The following is a 21,177-nucleotide window of genomic DNA, read 5'->3' on the forward strand; positions in this document are numbered from 1 at the left end:
GGACATTCGGTGCAAGCGCTTCCAGGTTCTCCCCCTAGAATCGCTCGCGTGAAGGCCATCCGAACGTTCACGGTCCGCCCTGTCCTCGCCGACTCCCTCGCCCCGCTCGACCGCCTCGCGTCGAACTGGCGCTGGTCGTGGAGCCGCGCGACCCACGCGCTGTTCGCCTCGATGGATCCACGGCTCTGGGACGAGATCGGCGCCAACCCGGCCCGCATGCTCGGCGCCCTCGGGCAGGACCGCCTCGACGAGCTCGCCCGCGACGAGGAGTTCGTCGCCCGCGTGCGCGACGAGGACGAGCGCCTCACCGCCTACCTCACCGGGGACCGCTGGTTCCAGCGCCTTGAGGGCGACAAGCCGGCGCACATCGCCTACTTCTCCCCCGAGTTCGGCGTCGACGGCTCGCTGCCGCAGTACTCCGGCGGTCTGGGCATCCTCGCCGGCGATCACCTGAAGAGCGCCTCCGACCTGGGTGTGCCGCTCACCGGCGTCGGCCTCTTCTACCGCGCCGGCTACTTCCGTCAGTCCATCGGCGACGACGGCTGGCAGCGCGAGGCGTATCCGCTGCTCGATCCCTACGGGCTCGGCCTGACGCTCCTGCGCGACCGCGAGGGCGCACCGGTCGAGATCGCCCTCGACCTTCCGGCCGACCGCCGGCTGCACGCGCGGGTGTGGGTCGCCGACATCGGGCGCATCCCGCTGCTCCTCCTCGACTCCGAGACGCCGTCGAACACCGACGAGATGCGCCGGGTCACCGACCGGCTCTACGGCGGGGGCGGCGAGCACCGCCTGCTGCAGGAGCTGCTGCTCGGCGTCGGCGGCGTGCGGGCCGTGCGCGCGTGGTCGGAGCTCACCGGCCGCCCCGCGCCCGACGTCTACCACACCAACGAGGGGCACGCCGGGTTCCAGGGCCTGGAGCGGATGTCGGAGCTGATCACCCACGACGGCCTCGACTTCGACGTGGCTCTGGCGCAGGTGCGCGCGGGCACCGTCTTCACCACCCACACGCCGGTGCCCGCGGGCATCGACCGCTTCCCGCGCGAGCTCATCGCGGACTACCTCGCCAGCGGCCTCTTCCAGAACCTCGACGCCGCGCGCGCCATCGCGCTCGGCCTCGAGACGTGGCAGGGGGGCGACCAGGGCGTCTTCAACATGGCCGTGCTCGGCCTGCACCTCGGCCAGCACGCCAACGGCGTCTCGATGCTCCACGGCGAGGTCAGCCGGGGCATGTTCGGGATGTTGTGGCCCGGCGTCGACAGCGACGAGGTGCCGATCACCTCCATCACGAACGGCGTGCACGCCCCCACGTGGGTGCACCCCGCACTGAAGGCCGTGAGCGAGCGGGCATGGGGCGACGCGCACACCGACACCCACGACTGGACCGACCACTCGGTCGTCACGGACGCCGAGCTGTGGGGCGTCCGCCAGCAGATGAAGGGCGAACTCGTCGCGGAGGCGCGGCGGCGGGTGGCGGCATCCGTCACCAACGGCAGCAGCCGGGCGCCGTCGTGGGTCGAGGACCTGCTCGACCCCGAGGTGCTCACCATCGGCTTCGCGCGCCGCGTGCCGACGTACAAGCGCCTCACTCTCATGCTGCGCGACCCCGAGCGCCTCACGAAGCTCCTCACCGACCCCGAGCGTCCCGTGCAGATCGTGATCGGCGGCAAGTCGCACCCGGCGGACGACTCGGGCAAGATCCTCATCCAGCAGCTGGTGCGCTTCAGCCGCGACCCGAAGGTGCGCGGACGCATCGTGTTCCTTCCCGACTACGACATCACCCTCGCCAAGGACCTGTACCCCGGGTGCGACGTGTGGCTCAACAACCCGCTGCGCCCGCTCGAGGCGTGCGGGACGAGCGGCATGAAGGCCGCGCTGAACGGGGCGCTGAACCTGTCCATCCTCGACGGGTGGTGGGACGAGTGGTTCGACGGCCAGAACGGCTGGGCGATCCCGTCGGCCGACACCGCCTCGAACGACGAGGAGCGCGACGACGCCGAAGCGGCCGCGCTGTACGACCTCATCGAGCACCAGCTGGTGCCGCGGTTCTACGACCGCGACGGCGGCATCCCGACGGCGTGGCTGCGCATGGTCCGCCACACGATGACCGACCTCGGAAAGAAGGCGACGAGCGACCGCATGGTGCGCGACTACGTCGAGCGCCTGTACGTGCCGGCCGCCCGGAACGACGTCGCCCTCCGTGCCGACGACTTCGCCGAGGCCCGCGCGGTGGCGGCGTTCATCGCCCGCGTCACGCAGGCGTGGAGCCGCGTCTCGATCGCGAGCGTCGACAGCTCCGGCATCCCGCAGCAGGCACAGGCCGGCGACACCCTCGAGGTGCGCGCCGACGTGCGCCTGGACGGCCTCTCCCCCGAGGACGTCGCCGTCGAGCTCATCTACGGCCGCACCGACGAGGACGACGCGCTCGACCGCGAGCACTCCGTGTACCGCCTCACGCCGGGTGCCGGCGTCGACGGCGTCACGACGTTCACGGCCACGCTCCCCCTCACGGTGACGGGCACCTTCGGCTACACCGTCCGCGTCCGTCCGGCCCACCCGCAGCTGGTGTCGCCGGTCGAGCTGGGCCTGGTGACGTACGCCTCATAGCGCGGCATGACGGATGCCTCGACCCGGCCGATCGGGCCGGGGCGAGGCATCCGTCACATTAAATCGTTCCAATCCACCCGCGCTTCCCATTGACCGGCTCCGGCCCGTCGTCTATCGTCGCTCGGGAAAACGCATTCCCCGCGTCTTCGACCGGTGAACCGCCCGCACCCCACACGGGCCCTGACTCGGGAGACCGATTCGACGATGAATCTCCGCAGAACATCCGTCCGCGCGCTCGTGGCATCCACTGCCGCGTGCGCACTCACCCTCGGCCTTGCGCACCCCGCGCTGGCCGACCCCGCACCCGGCTCTCCACAGCTCGAGGCGCTCGACCGCGGCCTCGTCGCGGTATCGACGGGCGAGGGCGTCTTCCTCAGCTGGCGGCTGCTGGCCACCGAGGCGGGGCCCGCCACCGACACCGGCGTGAGCGGCCCGTCGTTCGCGGTGTTCCGCGACGGCGAGCGCATCGCGACGGTCGGCGACAGCACCAACTACGCCGATCCTGAGGGCACGGCCGATTCGCAGTACACGGTCGCACCGGCGTGGCACGACGTCACCGGCGAGCAGTCGGCACCCGTGTCGGTCTGGGGCGACGGCTTCTACGATCTGCCGCTGACCAAGCCGGCCGACGGGGTCACGCCCGCCGGCGAGGCGTACACCTACTCGGCCAACGACGCCTCGGTCGCCGACGTCGACGGCGACGGCGCCCTCGAGTTCGTCGTGAAGTGGGATCCGTCCAACTCGAAGGACGTCTCGCAGAAGGGGTACACCGGATCGGTGTACGTCGACACCTACGAGCTCGACGGCACGCTGCTCAACCGCATCGACCTCGGCGTCAACATCCGTGCCGGCGCGCACTACACGCAGTTCATGGTCTACGACTTCGACGGCGACGGCCGCTCCGAGACCATGCTCAAGACCGCACCCGGCACGTCGTCGACGCGGTACGACGCGGACGGCGCCGCCCAGGCGCCGCAGCACATCACCATGCTCGCCGAAGACGTCGCGGCGGGCTACGCGCACACCGACGACTACCGCCTGAGCGCCGCCGACTACCGCGCGCACCTCGTCGAGGTGTTCCAGGCCTGGTCCGAGCACCCCGAGGTCGTCGCCGGCAACTGGCCCGCGACGCTCGAGGAGGCGTTCGGGATCCCCGTCGCCCACGAGTATCCGCTGTCCGAGGCCTCCGCGACCGAACTCGTCGACCACTTCATCACCACCTACGCGCCGGCGCGCAGCGGCCGCAACGACCTCACCACCTTCGAGGGCTTCATCGTCGACGGGCCGGAGTACCTCACGGTCTTCGACTCGGCAACCGGCGAAGAGCTCGAGACGGTGCGGTACGAGCCGGGCCGCGGCGACGACGGCCTGCTGTGGGGCGACTACGCGATGTCGCGCATCGAGCCGGGCAACCGTGTCGACCGCTTCCTCGCGGGCGTGGCGTACCTCGACGGGACGCACCCGTCGGCGGTGTTCGCCCGCGGCTACTACACGCGTTCGACCATCGCGGCGTACGACTGGGACGGCGAGAGCCTCACGAAGCGCTGGTTCGTCGACAGCGGCCACGTCCCGATGACGAACCCGTTCAACGACGGGCCCCACGGGCGCGACGGCACCGACCCGGTGTACGGCACGATCACCACGCAGGGCTTCCACTCGCTGAGCGCCGCCGATGTCGACGGCGACGGCAAGCACGAGATCGTGTACGGCGCGGCGACGATCGACGACGACGGCGGTCTGCTCTACAGCTCCTTCGACGTGATGCCCGCGGGCAGCGCGACGCCCGGCGAGACCGTGCGGCTCGGCCACGGCGATGCCATGCACGTCACCGACATCGACCCGAACCGCCCCGGCCTGGAGATCTGGACGGCCCACGAGGGCGGCGCGTACGCCCCGTACGGGTCGGCGATGCGCGACGCCGCGACCGGCGAGGTGATCTTCGGCGCGTATTCCGGCCGCGACACCGGCCGCAGCATGATCGGCGACGTCCGCGCCGACGTCACCGGGATCGAGGCGTGGGCGAGCATGCCGGGCGGGACCGAGGCATCGGGTCTGCTGAGCGCGACGGGCGACATCCTCGGCAGCGCGATCCCCGGCACCAACCAGTCCATCCGCTGGGCGGCCGACCTCACGACGCAGATCGTGAACGGCAGCGGCGACCAGAACGTCACGATCGACGACTGGACCCGCGGCCGCGTGCTCACCGCCGAGGGCACCCGCACGAACAACGGCACCAAGGGCAACCCGTCGCTCGTGGCCGACGTGCTCGGCGACTGGCGCGAGGAGCTGCTCGTGCGCACCGCCGACTCGAGCGCGCTGCGCATCTTCACCAGCACCGGGGTGACGACGCACAAGCTGCCGACGCTGCTGCACGACGTGCAGTACCGCGCCGAGGTGGCCCGTCAGAACACCACCTACAACCAGCCGTCGTACACGAGCTACTACCTCGCGAGCGACATGGACTTCGCCCACGTGCCGGTGCTGACGCAGGCGGCCACGCCGAAGGAGCCCACGTTCGTCGAGCGTCGCGGCGCGTCGACCGACCTCGTCGTCGTCAAGCCCGATGCGGCGTTCGACGTCTACCTCGACGGCGAGCTCGCCGCGCATGGACCCCACCCGGTCGCCGACGGCAGCGAGGTCACCGTGACGGCCGTGCCGAAGGCCGGCTTCGCGGTCGACGCCGGCGCGGTGTCGACCTGGACGCACCAGTTCCAGACGAAGCGCTGACACCGGAGCACGGATGCCTCGTCCCGACGCGTGAGCGCGGGGCGGGGCATCCGTCGTTCCCGCCGTAAAGTGGTGTCGTGAAGCCGTTCGTCCTCCTCGCCACCCGTGCCGAGGATGTGCCGGCCGACGAGGAGTACGCGCTCTTCCTGCGCTACACCGGCCTCACCCCCGCCCGGCTCATCCGCGTGCGGCTCGAGGCGGAACCCATGCCGGCGCTCGACCTCGGCGGGTTGTCGGGCATCTTCGTCGGCGGCGGACCGTTCAACGCCTCCGACGCCGCCGAGACGAAGTCGCCGGTGCAGCGCCGGGTCGAGGCGGAGTTCCAGACGCTCCTCGACGACGTCGTCGCTCGCGACTTCCCGTTCCTCGGCGCCTGCTACGGCGTCGGCACGCTGGGCGCCTACCTCGGCGCCGGCATCGACCGCACGTACGGCGAGCGCATCGGCGTCGTCCCGGTGACGCTGACGGAGGCGGGAGCAGCCGACCCGCTTCTGGCCGGCATGCCCCAGACGTTCAACGCGTTCGTCGGCCACAAGGAGGCGATCACCAGCCTGCCGTCGTCCGCGGTGCTGCTCGGGTCGTCGCCGGACTGCCCGGTGCAGATGTTCCGGGTGGGCCGGAACGTGTATGCGACGCAGTTCCACCCCGAGCTCGACGTCGACGGCATCACCACGCGCATCCACGCTTACGCCGGGTACGGCTACTTCGGCGCTGACGAACTCGAGCTGACGCTCTCCGCCGTGCGCCGGGCGGCGGTGTCCGAGCCGAGCCGGATGCTGCGCACGTTCGTCGAGCGTTACGCCCGCTGACCCGGCGGCCTCCGCGGCGGTCCGGCTCAGCGGCGGGTCACGACGCGCGAGACCGTCGCCGTGCCCACGGGCTCGGCCGACGCCAGGGCGTCCGTGAGCCCGATGTCGACGAGCACGATCTCGCCGGCGAGGTCGGGACCCCGGCCGGTGACGAGGCCGGCCTTGACCGCGCCGAAGGTGACGGTGACGGATGCCGCGAGCACGGCGTCGTCGGCCGCTCCGGTGTCGGGGTGCAGGCCGCTGGGGATGTCGACGGCGACGATGCGCGGCATCCGCTCTGCTTCCTCCGCGTCGGCGAGGAAGCTCGACACCGCGTCTCGGGCGGCGCCGCGCAGGCGGGCGTCGCGCGAAGCCCCGATGCCGACGACGCCGTCGACGACCACGGCGTACGCGTCGCCGCCGTGCTCGGCCTCGACGAGCTCGATGCGTCGGGCGCCGGCCCCGATCGCGGCGGTGAAGGCCGCCTCGTGGAACCGGTCGCCGATGAGCACGACATCGACGTCGGCGACGTCGGTGAGACCGGCCGCGGCATACAGGGCGTCGCCGCCGTTGTCGCCGCCCCCCGCGAGCACGAGGATGCGGGGGCGCTGCTCGTGCGGGGCGCCGGGGACGGTCGGCTCCAGCGCGCGCCAGGAGGGGGCGGCGCCGCCGGAGGCCATGGTGCCGAGCTCGGCGCGGACGACCTCCGAGAGGGCGCCCGCGGCGCGCTGCATGAGCGGCACGCCCGCGTCGAGGAGCGGCCGCTCGGCGTCGCGCACCTGGTCGGCGGTGTAGGTGGGCACCTCGATGCTCATGACTTCTCCCCTGCGTCGTGCTCGGCCTGCTTCTTGCGCGCCGCCTCCCGTTCGTCGTCGGCGGCGATGCGGGCGTGCGCGAGCTCCTCGGTGGCGACGCGGACGGCGTCCTCGGCCTGCCTCACGCGACGCAGCGCGAACGTCGGCGACCCGAACCGCTCGCGCACCCGGTCGACGCGGTCGCGCTCGCCCACGATGATCCAGGTGCCGGCGAGGAGGATCACCTGGGCCGACAGGTTGAGCCACAGCAGCAGTGCGATGAGCGCGGCGAACGAGGCCAGGAGCGGGTTGGATCCGGCGCCCCGCACGAACAGGCTGGACAGCTGCTGCAGCACGATGAGGCCCACCGCACCGAGGAAGGCGCCCGTCCACAGCGAGCGGGCGCGCGGGCGCACCCCGCTGAGCGTGCGGAAGGCGAGGGCGACGAGCGCCATGTCGAGCAGGAACACCACGACGATGGACACCGTCCGGGTGGCGAGCTCCGCCAGCGCGCTCTGGCTCAGTCCGAGCCAGTCGAGCACGACGCCGACGAACGACGTGCCGACGAAGGTGGCGCCTGCCGACAGCACGAAGCCGCCGCCGATCGCGATCGCAAGCAGCAGGTTGCGCAGCAGCACCCAGATGAACAGCACGTCGTCGTGCACCCTGTCGGCCAGCGTGCGCAGGGCCACGCGGAGGGACCCGATGGCGCCGATGGCGGCGCCGAGCAGGCCGACGAGGGCGATGACGCCGGCGACGGTGAGGCCCGCCGGCGCCTGGATGTCGGCGACGTCGACAAGACCGTCCTCGCCGACGAGGCCCGGGATCGCGGCATCCACCGCCGCCACCAGCGACCGCCACGCCTCCGGGTTGTCGCTCAGCCAGATCGCCGCGAACGAGAAGCCGAGCAGCACGCCGGCGAACACCGAGAACAGCGCGCGGTAGGTGACGCTGTCCGAGAGCATCGGACCGCGGCGCTCGGCGTAGTGCAGCCACACCCGCACGGGCTTGAGCGACAGCGCCCAGGCGGTCGCCTTCGGGATGAACCCCTGCGCCGGCACCGCTCCCCCGGGCGGCGCGCCTGCTGGCCCGGCCTCTCGACCGGAAGCCCCCGCGGCACCGGCGGAGTCCTCGCCCGCCCGTACGGCGTCCGTGCCCTCGGTCACTGAGTCTGTCGACGTGGCCATGGCGCCAGAGTAGTCAGTGCGGATTCTCCGCGCCCCAGGCTTGACGTGGTGCGTAGGATGTCCCCAGGGACTGGGGATCCCTGGGGACTGGGGAGAATCGCCAGTGGGCGTCGGTCTTCGCGATAATGGCGGAATGAGTGCACCGTTCCGAACGCGTCGCGAGGCTCGGGCAGGTGCGGTGACCCCTCCCTCTCAGGCATCCTTGGCCATACCGATCGGGGAAGCGACGGGGGACGCGATGAGGGGTCTGGCGCAGACACTCGTATTGACCGGGGCGATACGGGCCGCCGACATGTCGGCGGCGCTCAGCCGATTCGGCGACACGCAGGATCTGATCGAGTACCTGACGGGCCAGTCGCTGGTGTCGCCGTCGCAGATCGCCGAGGCGATCGCGCTCAACACCGGGCACCGGTTCGTCGACCTCTCCGAGATGCCGCTGGACCCGAGCGTCGTGGCGCTGGTGCCGACCGCGGTGTGCCGCAAATACGGGCTCATCCCGATCGACAAGCGCGGCGACCGGCTCATCGTGGGCACGCTCGATCCGAATGACATCGTGGCGCTGGACGACGTGGCCTCGGTCACCGACCTCTTCGTCGAGCCCGTCGTCGTCGCGCGCGACGCGCTGGCGCAGATGTTCGAGCGGTTCCTGCGCTCGGACGAGGAGCTGAGCGAGCTCTCGGCGTCGATCGAAGAGACATCGTCGACGTCCGAGGCATCCTTCACCGAAGCGCTCGAGGAGCAGGACAGCGACGCCCCGGTCGTGCGATTCGTCAACCTGCTCATCGCGCAGGCCATCAACGACCGTGCGAGCGACATCCACGTCGAGCCGGGCGAACGCCAGCTCACCGTGCGGTTCCGCATCGACGGCGTGCTTCATGAGATGCAGAAAGCCGACCGCGCCATCCAGGACGGCATCATCTCGCGGCTGAAGATCATGTCGTCGATCGACATCGCCGAGAAGCGCAAGCCACAGGACGGCCGCCTGTCGGTGTCGCACGACGGGCGCACCGTCGACCTGCGCGTGGCGACGCTGCCGACGGTGTGGGGCGAGAAGATCGTCATGCGCATCCTCGACAACACCGGCCAGACGATGGCGATGCGCGACCTGATGTTCTCGAAGATCAACGAGAAGCGGTTCCGCGAGGCGATCACCCGCCCGCACGGCATGATCCTCGCCACCGGCCCCACGGGGTCCGGCAAGTCGACCACGCTCTACACCGCGCTGCGCGAGGTGGCGAACCCCAAGATCAACGTCATCACCGTCGAGGATCCGGTCGAGTACCGCATCGGCGGCATCAACCAGGTGCAGGTGAACAACCGCGCCGGCCTCACGTTCGCATCGGCCCTGCGGTCGATTCTCCGCAGCGACCCCGACGTGGTGCTCGTCGGCGAGATCCGCGACAAGGAGACGGCCGTCATCTCCATCGAGGCGGCCCTCACCGGCCACCTCGTGCTGTCGACGCTGCACACCAATGACGCACCGTCAGCGCTGACGCGACTCACCGAGATCGGCACCGAGCCGTTCCTGGTCGCCACGGCCCTCTCGGCCGTCATCGCGCAGCGCCTCGCCCGGCGGCTGTGCCTGAAGTGCCGCGCGCCGTACACCGAGCCCACCGAGGTGCTCGCCTCGCTCGGCTTCCCGCACGATCCGAACGACGTGCCCGAGATCTACCGCGCCGTCGGCTGCGAGGCCTGCTCGGGAACGGGATACCGCGGCCGCCTCGGTTTGCACGAGGTCATGACGATGACCGACGAGCTCGAGCAGCTGGTCGTGACGCGCGCCACCGGCACCGAGATGCGGCAGGTCGCCATCGCGCAGGGCATGGTCTCGCTGCGCGAGGACGGCTGGGCGAAGGTGGCGCAGGGGCTGACGACCATCGAGGAAGTCCTCCGGGTCTCGATCTGACCCGGCGGCTGCGCGGCGCCACCGCCCGGCTCAGCCCCGGCTGGCTACTGCTGCCCCAGCTCGCCGTACAGCGAGAAGATCGGCAGGTAGAGCGAGATCACCATGCCGCCGATGATGATGCCGAGCCCGACGATGAGGATCGGCTCGATCGTCGCCGAGAGCTGCTCGGTCGCCGTCTCGACCTCGTCCTCGTAGAAGTCCGCGATCGACGCCAGCATCTCGCTGAGCGTTCCGGACTCCTCGCCGACCGAGACCATCTGCGGCACCATCGGCGGGAAGACGCCCGACTTCGCCAGCGGCACCGCGAACGACTTGCCGTGGCGGATCGACTCCTGCACCTCGTGGATCGCCTGCTCGACCTTGTAGTTGTTCGACGCCTGGGCGACGATCGCGAGCGCCTGCATGATCGGCACGCCCGCTTCGAGCATCATCGACAGATTGCGGCTGAACCGGGCGACGGCCATCTTGGTCGCGAGCTTGCCGAAGATCGGCATCTTGAGCTTGAGCGGGTCGACGACCTTGCGCACGCGCTCGGTGTGCTTGTTGCGCATCCACCACACCCACGCGATCACGCCGAGCAGCGCGACGACGGGCAGGATCCACACCATGTTCTTCGAGAGGGCGACCAGGATCATCGTCGGCAGCGGCAGCGACGACCCGAGGCCGGCGAACATGTTCTCGAACACCGGCACGATGAAGGTGATCATGGCGAGCACGCCGAGCACCGCGACGATCAGCACGATCGTCGGGTACGTCGTCGCCGAGCGGATCTTGTTCTGCAGCTCCGCCTCTTTGCGGTAGTTCTCGGCGATCGACTCCAGCGCCGCACCGAGGAAGCCGCCGGCCTCGCCGACCCGCACGATGCTGAGCAGCAGCGGCGGGAAGACATCCGGATGCCGGGCCATGGCGCCCGACAGCGACGAGCCGCTCTCGACATCGGCGTGCACCGCCACGAGAGCCGGCTGGAGCCGCTTGTCGTCGCTCTGCTCGATGAGGATCGACAGCGTCCGCATGAGCGGGAGTCCCGCGTTGATGAGCCCGGCCATCTGCTTCGCGAAGATCGCGAGCGACTTCGCCTTCACGTGCTTCGTGAGACCCGGGATCTTGATCTCCATGTTGAGCCCGGTCTTCGACACCTCGATGACCTCGAGGGGCGTCAGGCCCTGCGCCTTGAGCTTGTTCGTCACCGCCGCCTCGGTCGCGGCCTCGAGCGTGCCCTTGACCACGGCTCCCCCGCGCGGGTCGATCGCGCGGTAGCGGAACTCCTGCACGACGGCCATGTCAGACTCCGGCGTCCTGGTGGTGCCACTCGCTGGCGCGGTGACTCCACTCGTCGGCGTCGAGGTCGCGCGGCCGCACGTAGACGTTGTCGAGGGTCGACGGGTCGACGGCGTACGACTTGGCCACGGTGAGCGAGATGACACCCTCTGACACGAGGCGCTTGAGGTCCTGGTCGAGGGTGTGCATGCCGACGGCCTGCCCGGCCTGCATGGCGGAGTAGAGCTGGGCCACCTGCCCCTCGCGGATCATGTTCGCCACGGCCGGCGTGTTCACGAGCACCTCGGTGGCGATCGTGCGCCCCTCGGTCTGCGACAGCGGCATGAGGGTCTGGCTGATGACGCCCTGCAGCGTGTCGCCGAGCTGGGCGCGGATCTGATGCTGCTGGTCGGCGGGGAAGACGTCGATGATGCGGTTCACGCTCTTGGACGCACCCTGCGTGTGCAGCGTCGAGAGCACGAGGTGGCCGGTCTCGGCGGCGGACAGCGCCGTGCGGATCGACTCGGGGTCACGGAGCTCGCCGACGAGGATGACGTCGGGGTCCTGACGCAGCACGCGGCGCAGGGCCTCGGCGAACGAGTTGGTGTCGGAGCCGATCTCGCGCTGGTGGATCAGCGCGCGCTTGCTCTCGTGCTGGAACTCGATCGGGTCCTCGATGGTGATGACGTGCGCGGGGACGGTGTTGTTGATGATGTCCACCATCGCCGTCAGCGTCGTGGACTTGCCCGACCCGGTGGGGCCGGTCAGCAGCACCAGGCCGCGCGGCTTGAGCGCCAGCTCGCGGGCGATGGCGGGCGCGCCCAGCTGCTCGAGCGTGTACACCTTGTTCGGGATGAATCGCAGGGCGACCGCGACGGCGCCGAGCTGCCGGTAGACGTTGATGCGCAGGCGCCCGAGACCGTCGATCGAGTGGGCGAGGTCGACTTCGTGGTGGGTGCGGAACTCCTCGCGCTGCGACTCCGACATCAGCTCGTAGGCGGCGGCCTCGAGCCACGACGCCGCGATGACGTCGGGGAAGCCGGGGATCGGAGCGAGGTCGCCGTCGACCCGCATCAGCGCCGGTGCGTCGGCGGTGAGGTGGACGTCCGATGCGCGCGCGCGGGCGGCGGCCTCGAGCAGGGCGTCGAGCATGTTGGCGGTCATGTCAGTTCTCCGGGAGGACGAAGGTGAGGGCCGAGACCGAGACGTCGAACCCGGTGCCGGTCGGCGTGACGGTGGAGTCGATCGCGCTCAACAAGCGCGGTCCGCCGCGCAGGCGGTCGAGGAAGGCGACGGCGTCCTGCAGCAGCGGCGCCGAGACGGTGATGGTGAAGTCGACCTGCTGCCTCCCGTCGATGGGCGCTCCCTCCGTGCCGGTCGGGGGCGTTTCGGGCGCGGGGGTCGCGGCCGGGTCCGACGTCTCCCCCGTCGCGTCGCCCGTTGCGGGGTCGGCGGGCGCGACCTCCGGCTCCTCGCCGATGGCGAGCGGAGCCGTGCGCACCGCGAAGGCGGCGTTCTCGCCCGCGGTGATCGTCTGCACCTGGACGTTAGAGTCGGATGCCGCGCGCGCGACGAGTTCGAACACGTCATCGAGCTCGTTCGCGAGCGGGATCTCGGTGCGCAGGCCCGCGACGGACGCCTCGATCTCGCCCATGCGCTCCTCCTCGGCTCGGAGGGCGTCGATCTGCACCTGGTAGACGTCGTTGGTCTGGTCGACCTGGGCGGTCTGCGCGCCCGTGGCGAGGGACTGGAAGAAGATCGGCACCGCGACCAGCGCCAGCGCCAGGCCCAGGATGCCGACGCAGACGACGATGCCGATGACGTTGATGAGCTGCTTGGGCATCACTCACCGCCTTCCGCCGCGGCGAAGCGGCCCGAGTAGATCGACTGGTCGAACGTCACCGAGAGCTCGTAGGTGTAGGCGCCGACGGACTGCTGGCTGGTCGAGACCAGCCGGCCATCGGCCTCGGCGATGCCCGCGCGGTCCCGCAGCGCGCGGACCGTCTGCGCGATGTCGATCGCGTTGGGGCTGCTGAGGGTGAGACTGCCGGTGAGCCCCACCTCGAGCGCAGGATCCTCGCCCTGCGGCACGCCGCCGGTGGTGAGGGCGAACCCCACGAGCTCGACGCCGACCGGAAGTGCCGCCCGCACCTCGTCGATGACGGGTGCCCACGCGAAGTCCGAGCCCATCGCCTGGGTGCGGAAGTCGGTCAGCTCGCGCTCGGCCGCGAGCGCACCGCTGACGTCCGACAGCGCGGCCAGCTCGGTGAGGAGGGTGTTCGTGCGCGCCTGTTCGGCGGCGAGCCGCTGATCGGCCGCCCAGCTGATGGCCATCGCGCCGGCGATGAGGGCGAGGGCGGCGAGCAGGGCGCCGAGCACGCCCCACACCCAGCCGCGCGCGGTCGCCGCCCGTTCGCGGCGATCGAGCTCGGAGCGCGGAATGAGATTGACCCGGGGCACGCCCCCGAAGGTGGGCACGGCGCTCATCGGGCTCCCTCCCCGAGCAGCACGCCGGCGGTGGCGACCGTGTTGAAGGCCAGATCGTCCGGAAGCGCCTGCTTCCGCGTGTCGACGACCTGCTCGAGCCGCACCGGCACGACGGGGATGTCGAGGGACCGGTCCAGGGCGTCGCCGACGCCGGCGGCGAGGAAACCCGCGCCGCTCACGAACACGCGGCCGATGCGCGGGGCGCCGTCTCTGTTCTGGAAGAACGACAGGGTGCTTCGCAGCCGCGCGACAAGGTCCGAGACCGCGGGAGCGACGGCGGGCGCCCCCGACCGCAGGGCGGCGCGGCTCCCGCTGCGTCGCGGGATGATGCCGCTTGCCCCGATCGCCTCGAACTCCTCCTCCTCGACGCCCTCGCGGAGCAGTTCTCCGGGATCCGCGCGCAGGGCCGCCGCGGTGGCGATCTCGACGGGGAGGATGCGGACGAAGTGGGGAATCCCGTTGGTCGCCACCGTGACGAACGACGTGTGATCGCCGAGATGGACCATCGCGACCGTCTCGTTCGCGGCTCCCAGCCCCTTCGCGATCCGGGCGAGTCCGAAGGGCACGAGGTCGACCCGGTCGACCTTGAGCTTCGCCTTGCCGAGCGTGGCGATCAGCTGCTCGATGTTCTCGGCGACGGCGGCGACGAGCAGTCCCGACACCTGGTCGCCGACCTGAGCGGTCGGGTAGAAGTCGAGCACCGCCTGCGACACCGGGACGGGGAGGAGGTCCTGCACCTGGTACGGCAGAGCCTGCTTGAGCAGCTGCGGCGGCATCGCCTGGGTGGAGTGCTCGCGCACGAGGATGCGGCGACTGCCCACGCCGAGGGCGACCCGGTTCGCCTTGATGCCGGCAGACGTCCACAACTGGCGGAGCGCCAGGGCGACGGCATCCGGATCGAGCACCTCCGAGTCCCGCGCGCTCTCGCGCGGCAGGGGCACCTCCCCGACGGCCACGAGGGCGGGCGTCCGCCCGACGGTCAGTTCGACCGCGCGCACGCTCTCCTCCGTGATCTCGAGCCCCACGAGCGACTTAGCCACCGAGCATCCCCCTGTGCTTTCTCATTGCGTGAACAGTCCGACGTACCAGCGCGCGATGGGCTCGCCGGCGATGAGCCCCACCCAGGCCCCCAGGATCATCCACGGCCCGAACGGTATGGCGGTCTTCCGCCCCGCCCGCCGCAATGCCATGAGCGCCACGCCGTAGACGCCGCCGATGACGAAGGCGGCGAAGGCGCCCACGATCAGCGCGCCCCAGCCGACGTACCCGAGGTAGAGGCCGAGCACGCCGGCGAGCTTGACGTCGCCGCCGCCCATGCCGTCGGGCCGGACGAGGCGCAGCACGAAGTAGAAGAGGTAGAGGGCCGCCAGGCCGATCGCGCCGCGCAGGAGGGCCGCCCAGTCGCCGGTGAGCGCGCTGGCGAGTGTGAGCAGGATGCCGCCCACGACGTAGCTCGGCAGCACGATGGCGTTCGGCAGCCGGTGCGTGTCGAGGTCGATGAGCGTCAGTACGACGCTGATCGCGCCGAGGTAGAGGTAGGCGACCACGAGCACGGCGGTGCCGGCGGCGCCGGCCGTGGACGGGGCGGCGAGCACCCACCAGGTCACGGCCGCGAAGGCGACCGCGGTCACCGCTTCGACGACCGGATACCGCGGCGAGATGCTCGCCCCGCACGAGACGCACCGGCCGCGCAGGAAGAGCCACGACAGCACCGGCACGTTCTGCCACGGCCGCACCGGCTGGTCGCAGTGGGGGCACCGGCTCTCGCGGGTGAGCGGGATGCCCGCGGGCACGCGATAGGCGACGACGTTGAGGAACGACCCGATCAGGAGTCCGAAGACTCCGGCGACGACGATGAGGAAGATGTCGAGGGGCGTCACGGGCTAGCGCTCAGTCTGGTAGAGCAGGTCGCCGAGCGAGATGTCCTTGCGGCTCGGGTCGAAGATGCCGCCCGCGCCCTTCACCCCGCAGCTGAGCGAGGGGATCGCGGGCTTCCACTGCATCGGCGTGCAGGTGAAGGTGCCGCCGTTCAGGTGCAGTCCGACGCCGCCCATGTACAGCTGCCCCGTCATCGTCAGCGACATGGTGTTGCTGATGCCGCACGGGCTGTAGATCATCGTCCGCACAGCGATGCCGGTGCCGATGGCGAGCTTGTCGGCGCCCTTCGGGCAGGTGCTCGGCCGCGTCGGTGAATCCTGTGCGACATCCTTGTGCACGACGAACACCTGCGGGTCGCCGGCTCCCTTGGTGAGCGACCCGGTGAGCTCGAGGTCCATCTGGCTGGCCGCCGGCACGAGATAGAGCACGTCGCGCTTGACCGACACCGAGCCGGGCGCGACCTTCACCGACGAGCCGCACCCCGTCAGGTCGAAGACGACGCGCGTGCCCGTGCTCTCGATGAAGGGCTTCTGGTCGCCGGCTGAGCACAGTCCCGTCTTGTACTCCGCGTCGGTCGCCCAGCTGCTCCAGTCGCCGAGCTCGATCCATGCCGTCGCGTCGAACACCTGGGTGAGCGTGGGTGTGAACGTGGGGACCGGCGCACCCGCGGTTCTCGGGATCGCCGTTCCGTCGGGCTTCTTCCACCCGGCGGGGAACGGTGAGGTGATCGTCCCCCGTGCCTTGATGTCGACGCCGACCGTTCCGTCCTTGGTGAGGATGACGTTGCGGCCGGAGTAGAGCGACCCGCCGATGGTGGCACTGTTGGGGGTCAGGTCGATGTCACCGGTCTCAGTGATGATGTCACCCCCCACCACGAGGTCCTTGTTCTTCACTTCGACGAGACCGTAGGCGTAGATGCTGCCGGTCACCTCACACGGACCCGTGACACGGACCGACCCGCGGAGCACCCAGAGGTCACCGTCGATGCTGTCACCGGCGGAGTTGTTGCACTCGTAGTCGCCTGAGTCGCGAATGACGAGGTCGCCCTCGTATGTGGTCTTGGTCGCCTTGAACTGACCGTCGAAGTAGGCGACCGTGCCGGCGGGCTGAGTTTCGGGCACGACGTTCCACGGGTAGACGGAGTCGATGGTGGTGGTCGCGTCGCCGACGGTGCCGGTCGACCGGATGACGACGTGCTTCGTCGACAGCGTCGGACATACCTCGGCCGACGCGCCGAGGGCGTCGTAGTCGGTGGGCATCGGCGAGGCGACATCGGTCACGCGGATCCCGTACGTGTAGGTGAGGTCGGTCGTGGACATGCTGTCGCTGAGCTTGACCGCCGCGCAGTCGACGGTGCCGTCATCGATGGCCGATGCGAGGTTCGACAGCGCGGCATCGCGCCCCGACTCCGCCGAGATGAACGACGACGTATTGCTCTTGTTGGTGCTGTTGGCGCTGACGGTGGCGACCACGGATGCGGCGATGGTGGCGGCCACGAGAAAGCCCACGAACATGACGACGACGACGGTGACGAGCACGGCTCCGCCGTCACCGGCCTCAGTCCGGCGCGCACGACGGATCACGTGGTTCAGAGCCAGCATGAGTCGTTGTCCCCCTCCTGCACCGATCGGGATGCGACCGTGCCGGTGAAGCGCACCGGCGCCGATTCGGTCTCGATCTGGAATGTGTACGTGACGACGCCGTCGATGGACTTGCTGAAGAACGGTGTCGTACCCTGCGGCAGCACACCGGTCTCCCACTCCGCCCACGCCGTGTCGGCGCCGAGGGCGGTCGCCGACGCCGAGAACCGCGCGGTTCCGCCCGAGTCGCTCGAGAGCCGGAACCCCTGGCACTTGAGCCCGCCGGGCAGCGACGTGCTGACCCGCAGCACCCTGCCACTGTCCGAGACCTGCGAGAACAGCGAGTTGCGGACGGCGCGCTCGATGCCCGACGCGACGAGCTGACCGCGGTTGGTGGCCTCCGACACCGAGATCACCTGCTCCTGGGTCTGCCAAGACCGCACGAAGATCGTCGCGATTCCCGCCAGGACGATCCCCGACACGACGATCGCGACGATGAGCTCGATCAGTCCGAGCCCATCGTCGCGTTCGTCTGCTGGAACGGTCATGGAATGTAGATCCGTGCGGTGGTCGTGGCCAGGGTTTCGCCATTCTGGGTGACCGAGAGAGACAGCGTGGCAGCCGCCTCCGAAGCGCAGCCGCTCAGGCTGCCGGTGCTCGTCATGGCCGCGCCCTTCCCGTCGGTGATCGTTCGTCCGATCACCGACGGGATGGTGCTGCAATCCTCGAGCTCCCTCGCCTCCTCGACCAGTGAGTTGAGGAAGCGGGTCGCGGTCGCCGTCGACGACTGCTGGGACGAGAGCTGGATCCCCTGCCACAGAGCGGGAAGGATGGCCACCGCAATGAGCCCGAGGAGGAGCATCGCGATGACGACCTCGACGAGGCTGAGGCCGACCTGGTTTCGCTCGAGCCCGTTCACTTCGTCCTTGAACCGAGTGCCGTGGCTTTGCGGCAACTACGGGGTCGTTGCTCCGGTCCAGCTGTTCGCTGCGCCTGTGCAGCCCGGTCCGGCCTTCGCCCAGGGTGCGCTCGCACCAGTCTTCGTCGCGGTGACGCAGATATCATCAACGTCAGACGTGTCCGTGTTAGTCGTGGTCAGGGTGACTTCCGAATTGGTGCCCGCGGCAATGGCCTTCGCCACCGTGGAGTTCGTGTCACTGTCTCCCACCGCGGCCGCGACTGCCGTCGCACCGTTGCCGGCGGCGGCCGAGATGGCGTTCTGCTCGGCCTGCGCCTGAATCGCTCCAAACACCGGAATGGCGATCGCCACCAGGATGCCGAGGATCACCACCACGACGATGAGCTCGATGAGGGAGAAGCCGGCCTCGCGGCCCTCCTCCTCGCGACGGGCCTTCTCGGCCGCGATGTAGTTCTTGATGAATGCACGCATGAGCGCAGTACTCCCCTGTCGGACGGAACGAAGCAGCATCGAGCGTCTCGTCTCGGACGGGATGGATCCCCAGCGATCCATGGAACTACCCGCCCGAGCCGGTCGGCCCAGTGCTCGGGAGAGGCGCGCACAAGTGCGATGTTCCTTCCCCCACTGATGATCCTGGAGCTTGCCCTCTCGTGGCGTCAACGAAAGGTCCTGTCGCTTTCCGCAAGGAATGACTCAGCAAATCCCTGTGCGAACGTTGACGGATGCTTGTGACCACTGGTGCCCGAGTGACAGTCGTTGCCGGTGGTGGAGATCTACGCGACGAGGGGCAGGCTGAGGTCGAGCACCTGCCCTGCGGCGAGATACAGCGCGCCGGCGAGCGCGCACACCCCAAGCACGAGGGCGAGCACCGCCGGCCACCACGCGAGCCGACGGCGGACCGCGAGGACCACCCCACCGATGGCGAGGGCGCACGAGAGCACGAGCAGCACGACCGCGAGCGCCGACGCAACCCCGGCGAGCGTGGCGTCGCCCGCGTCGAGGCGGAGCAGAGCCGCTCCTGCGGCGAACACTCCGACGCCTGTGAACACGAACGATGCGCGCGCGAGCCGGTTGCGGCGCGAGGCGGGGACCGGCGGCATCCGCTCGCCAGAACTCTCGGCGCCGGACCACCCCGGTCGCGTCGGGGGCAGCTGCTGCGCGAGCGGGTCCCGCGACGGCGGCACGAATCCCGGCACGACGACGTTGTCAGGCATGGGAGCGCCGGCACTTCGGTGCGGCGTCGAATCGTTCGATGCGTTCCGATCCATCCGCAGCATCGGCTGCGCAGGCGCGAACAGCGAAGCATCCATCGCCATCTCCCCCAGTGAGATCCCTCGAGCGGCGCTTCCCACGAGCGCCTCCTCGGTGTCAAAGTACCGCTTCGACCGCGAGGCGACCGCAAGGAAAGCGCAATTTGGCCAGGAGACGAATCACCCTTACTTCGGTGCGATCTCCGAATGTCGGAGGCCCCCTCTAACCTCTGACTATGGAGCTTTCATCGAGGACCCTGAGCACGTGGCCGGCGATCTTCGATGACGGTCTCGCGCTCCCGCCCGACCCGTGGGATGAGCCGGCGCCCGATGACGAGCTGCGTCCAGACCTCGACGTCGACGCCCTGCAGGCGACCGGCGAACTGCACAGGCAGTCGATCAAGGCCATCGAGTACGCGACAGTCCGCAGCCGCGCCCTGCTTGCCGAGCAGTACGCCGGCATCGCCGACGTGCTGCGCGATGCTGGGGAACGTCCTGACCCGTGGACGGGCCCCGATCCGACTCTCGATCTGGAGTGGCGAGACCCGCGGGGTCGCACCGTCGCAGCCGTGCGCGCTGAGCGCCGCGAGATCGCGAAACGCGCGGCCGCCGCTGAGCTCGCGGTGTGCGCGGGTCTGTCAGAGGCGACCGTGCGCACACTCGCCTTTCGCGTCGAGACGCTGCGTCAGCGGTGCCCCCGTGTGTGGACGGCGTTCGCGTCCGGTCAGGTCTCCGAGCACAACGCGAATGTCGTCGCCCAGCACGCCGCCTCGCTACCCGACACGGCGCCCGATTCGTGGGCGGACTACGACGCGCAGGTGCTGGACGGATCGCGACGGATGCCGCCACCGAAGTTCCGCCTCCGCGCTCGCCTGGTCCGCGAACGGGTGCACCCCGAGTCCGTCGATCAACGCCATCGCCGGGCTGCCGAGGACCGCCGGGAGTGGTTCACGGCGGAGCCTGACGGCATGGCGACGCTGAGCATCTTCGGACCGGCTGCCGATGTGCTCGCCGCGCATCGCCGCGCCGATGCGCACGCCCGGCATCTGCGTGCCCAGCCGGGCGAAGAGCGCACGCTCGCGCAGCTGCGCGCCGACGTCCTTCTCGATCTGCTCGCGCACGGAGAGACGCCGCAGACTGGTCCGGCTCCCGAGCATGCCGCCGTTGCGATCACCGTGCCGGTGATGACGCTCCTCGGCCACGACGACGCGCCCGCGACCCTCGACGGCTACGGTCCCATCGACGCCGACATCGCACGCCGCCTTGCAGGGCGAGCCCGCAGCTGGGTCCGCATCCTCACCCATCCCGTCACGGGCACCGTGCTGGACGTCGATCGGCGCACCTACCGGGTTCCTCGCGCCCTCCGCCGTTGGCTGGGAGTGCGCGACCCCGCCTGCATCGCCCCCGGGTGCGTGCGCCCCGCGCGCGACTGCGACATGGACCACCGCGTGGAATGGCAGTACGGCGGCACAACGACCGACACGAACCTCAGTCCACTGTGCAAGCCGCACCATGTGCTCAAGACCGAGAGCCTGTGGCGGCTCTACCGCGACGAGATCACCGGCGCGACGTGGTGGATCACGCCGATGGCGCAGCGGGTCGACCCCGAGCCACCGCCCTGGTGACACCGCCCGGACGGGTCACGCACGCCGACGCACTCCGACGAGAGCCCGCTCGCGCTCGCCCAACGCCGCGTCACGCACGCCAATGCACTCCGCACGCCAACACGCCACGCTGTCTGGCTCGTCGCGCCCTCCGGCGCGCCGCGGCGTCACAGGCGCCCGCCCGATGCCTCCCATC

General features: G+C 70.2%; 18 protein-coding genes. 5 read left to right on the top strand and 13 right to left on the bottom strand.

The annotated features are described in order from the left end of the window. Nucleotides 1-48 precede the first annotated feature (48 nt). The 3 genes from glgP to IR212_RS09375 all read left to right on the top strand — a co-directional run bounded on the left by glgP (nt 49) and on the right by IR212_RS09375 (nt 6,140). Nucleotides 49-2,604: an alpha-glucan family phosphorylase gene (gene glgP / locus IR212_RS09365; protein WP_194395676.1), complete on the top strand. Its 2,556-nt coding sequence runs from the start codon at nt 49-51 to the stop codon at nt 2,602-2,604. 204 nt (nt 2,605-2,808) lie between these two features. After that, nucleotides 2,809-5,331 carry a rhamnogalacturonan lyase gene (locus IR212_RS09370; RefSeq protein ID WP_194395677.1) on the top strand — a complete coding sequence of 841 codons (2,523 nt, stop codon included), beginning with the start codon at nt 2,809-2,811 and terminating at the stop codon, nt 5,329-5,331. 77 nt (nt 5,332-5,408) lie between these two features. Beyond that, nucleotides 5,409-6,140: a glutamine amidotransferase gene (locus IR212_RS09375; protein WP_194395678.1), complete on the top strand. Its 732-nt coding sequence runs from the start codon at nt 5,409-5,411 to the stop codon at nt 6,138-6,140. A gap of 26 nt (nt 6,141-6,166) precedes the next feature. On the opposite strand, the gene IR212_RS09380 is transcribed toward IR212_RS09375, so the two are convergent. Both IR212_RS09380 and IR212_RS09385 read right to left on the bottom strand, forming a co-directional pair. Then, on the bottom strand, nt 6,167-6,934 hold the full coding sequence (locus IR212_RS09380) for an NAD(P)H-hydrate epimerase (RefSeq protein ID WP_194395679.1): 768 nt from the start codon (nt 6,932-6,934) through the stop codon (nt 6,167-6,169). After that, nucleotides 6,931-8,100, bottom strand: a complete 1,170-nt coding sequence (locus IR212_RS09385) for a YihY/virulence factor BrkB family protein (protein WP_194395680.1) — start codon at nt 8,098-8,100, stop codon at nt 6,931-6,933. Before IR212_RS09385 ends, IR212_RS09380 begins: the two co-directional genes overlap by 4 nt. Before the next feature lie 238 nt (nt 8,101-8,338). On the opposite strand from IR212_RS09385, the gene IR212_RS09390 reads away from it, so the two are divergent. After that, nucleotides 8,339-10,006 (top strand): GspE/PulE family protein, encoded by a 1,668-nt coding sequence (locus IR212_RS09390; protein WP_194395681.1) that lies wholly within the window; start codon nt 8,339-8,341, stop codon nt 10,004-10,006. A gap of 44 nt (nt 10,007-10,050) precedes the next feature. On the opposite strand, the gene IR212_RS09395 is transcribed toward IR212_RS09390, so the two are convergent. The 11 genes from IR212_RS09395 to IR212_RS09445 all read right to left on the bottom strand — a co-directional run bounded on the left by IR212_RS09395 (nt 10,051) and on the right by IR212_RS09445 (nt 19,341). Beyond that, a complete protein-coding gene (locus IR212_RS09395) occupies nt 10,051-11,286 on the bottom strand; it encodes a type II secretion system F family protein (RefSeq protein ID WP_194395682.1) in 1,236 nt (411 codons plus the stop codon). Between the two features lies 1 nt (nt 11,287). Beyond that, a complete protein-coding gene (locus IR212_RS09400) occupies nt 11,288-12,427 on the bottom strand; it encodes a type IV pilus twitching motility protein PilT (protein WP_194395683.1) in 1,140 nt (379 codons plus the stop codon). Nucleotide 12,428: 1 nt separating this feature from the next. Beyond that, entirely contained in the window at nt 12,429-13,106 is a 678-nt protein-coding gene (locus IR212_RS09405; RefSeq protein WP_194395684.1) for a hypothetical protein, read from the bottom strand. Continuing rightward, on the bottom strand, nt 13,106-13,750 hold the full coding sequence (locus tag IR212_RS09410) for a hypothetical protein (protein WP_194395685.1): 645 nt from the start codon (nt 13,748-13,750) through the stop codon (nt 13,106-13,108). Before IR212_RS09410 ends, IR212_RS09405 begins: the two co-directional genes overlap by 1 nt. After that, nucleotides 13,747-14,790, bottom strand: a complete 1,044-nt coding sequence (gene pilM, locus IR212_RS09415; protein WP_194395686.1) for a pilus assembly protein PilM — start codon at nt 14,788-14,790, stop codon at nt 13,747-13,749. Before pilM ends, IR212_RS09410 begins: the two co-directional genes overlap by 4 nt. 21 nt (nt 14,791-14,811) lie before the next feature. After that, the gene (locus IR212_RS09420) at nt 14,812-15,630 is read right to left on the bottom strand and encodes a prepilin peptidase (protein WP_194395687.1); all 819 of its coding nucleotides are present in this window, start codon (nt 15,628-15,630) and stop codon (nt 14,812-14,814) included. 3 nt (nt 15,631-15,633) lie between these two features. Beyond that, a complete protein-coding gene (locus tag IR212_RS09425) occupies nt 15,634-17,229 on the bottom strand; it encodes a bactofilin family protein (RefSeq protein ID WP_194395688.1) in 1,596 nt (531 codons plus the stop codon). Then, nucleotides 17,217-17,756 carry a PilW family protein gene (locus tag IR212_RS09430; protein WP_194395689.1) on the bottom strand — a complete coding sequence of 180 codons (540 nt, stop codon included), beginning with the start codon at nt 17,754-17,756 and terminating at the stop codon, nt 17,217-17,219. The genes IR212_RS09425 and IR212_RS09430 overlap by 13 nt, the downstream gene beginning before the upstream one ends. Further along, nucleotides 17,753-18,127 (bottom strand): type IV pilus modification PilV family protein, encoded by a 375-nt coding sequence (locus IR212_RS09435; protein ID WP_194395690.1) that lies wholly within the window; start codon nt 18,125-18,127, stop codon nt 17,753-17,755. The genes IR212_RS09430 and IR212_RS09435 overlap by 4 nt, the downstream gene beginning before the upstream one ends. Nucleotides 18,128-18,163: 36 nt before the next feature. Further along, nucleotides 18,164-18,598: a prepilin-type N-terminal cleavage/methylation domain-containing protein gene (locus IR212_RS09440; protein ID WP_194395691.1), complete on the bottom strand. Its 435-nt coding sequence runs from the start codon at nt 18,596-18,598 to the stop codon at nt 18,164-18,166. A 302-nt stretch (nt 18,599-18,900) separates the two neighbouring features. After that, nucleotides 18,901-19,341 carry a hypothetical protein gene (locus IR212_RS09445; protein ID WP_194395692.1) on the bottom strand — a complete coding sequence of 147 codons (441 nt, stop codon included), beginning with the start codon at nt 19,339-19,341 and terminating at the stop codon, nt 18,901-18,903. 272 nt (nt 19,342-19,613) lie between these two features. Here IR212_RS09445 and IR212_RS09450 point away from each other — a divergent pair, with 272 nt between their 5' ends. Continuing rightward, nucleotides 19,614-21,002 carry an HNH endonuclease signature motif containing protein gene (locus IR212_RS09450; RefSeq protein WP_194395693.1) on the top strand — a complete coding sequence of 463 codons (1,389 nt, stop codon included), beginning with the start codon at nt 19,614-19,616 and terminating at the stop codon, nt 21,000-21,002. Nucleotides 21,003-21,177: the final 175 nt, after the last annotated feature.

This window comes from Microbacterium atlanticum (genome assembly GCF_015277815.1).
Taxonomy (GTDB): domain Bacteria; phylum Actinomycetota; class Actinomycetes; order Actinomycetales; family Microbacteriaceae; genus Microbacterium; species Microbacterium atlanticum.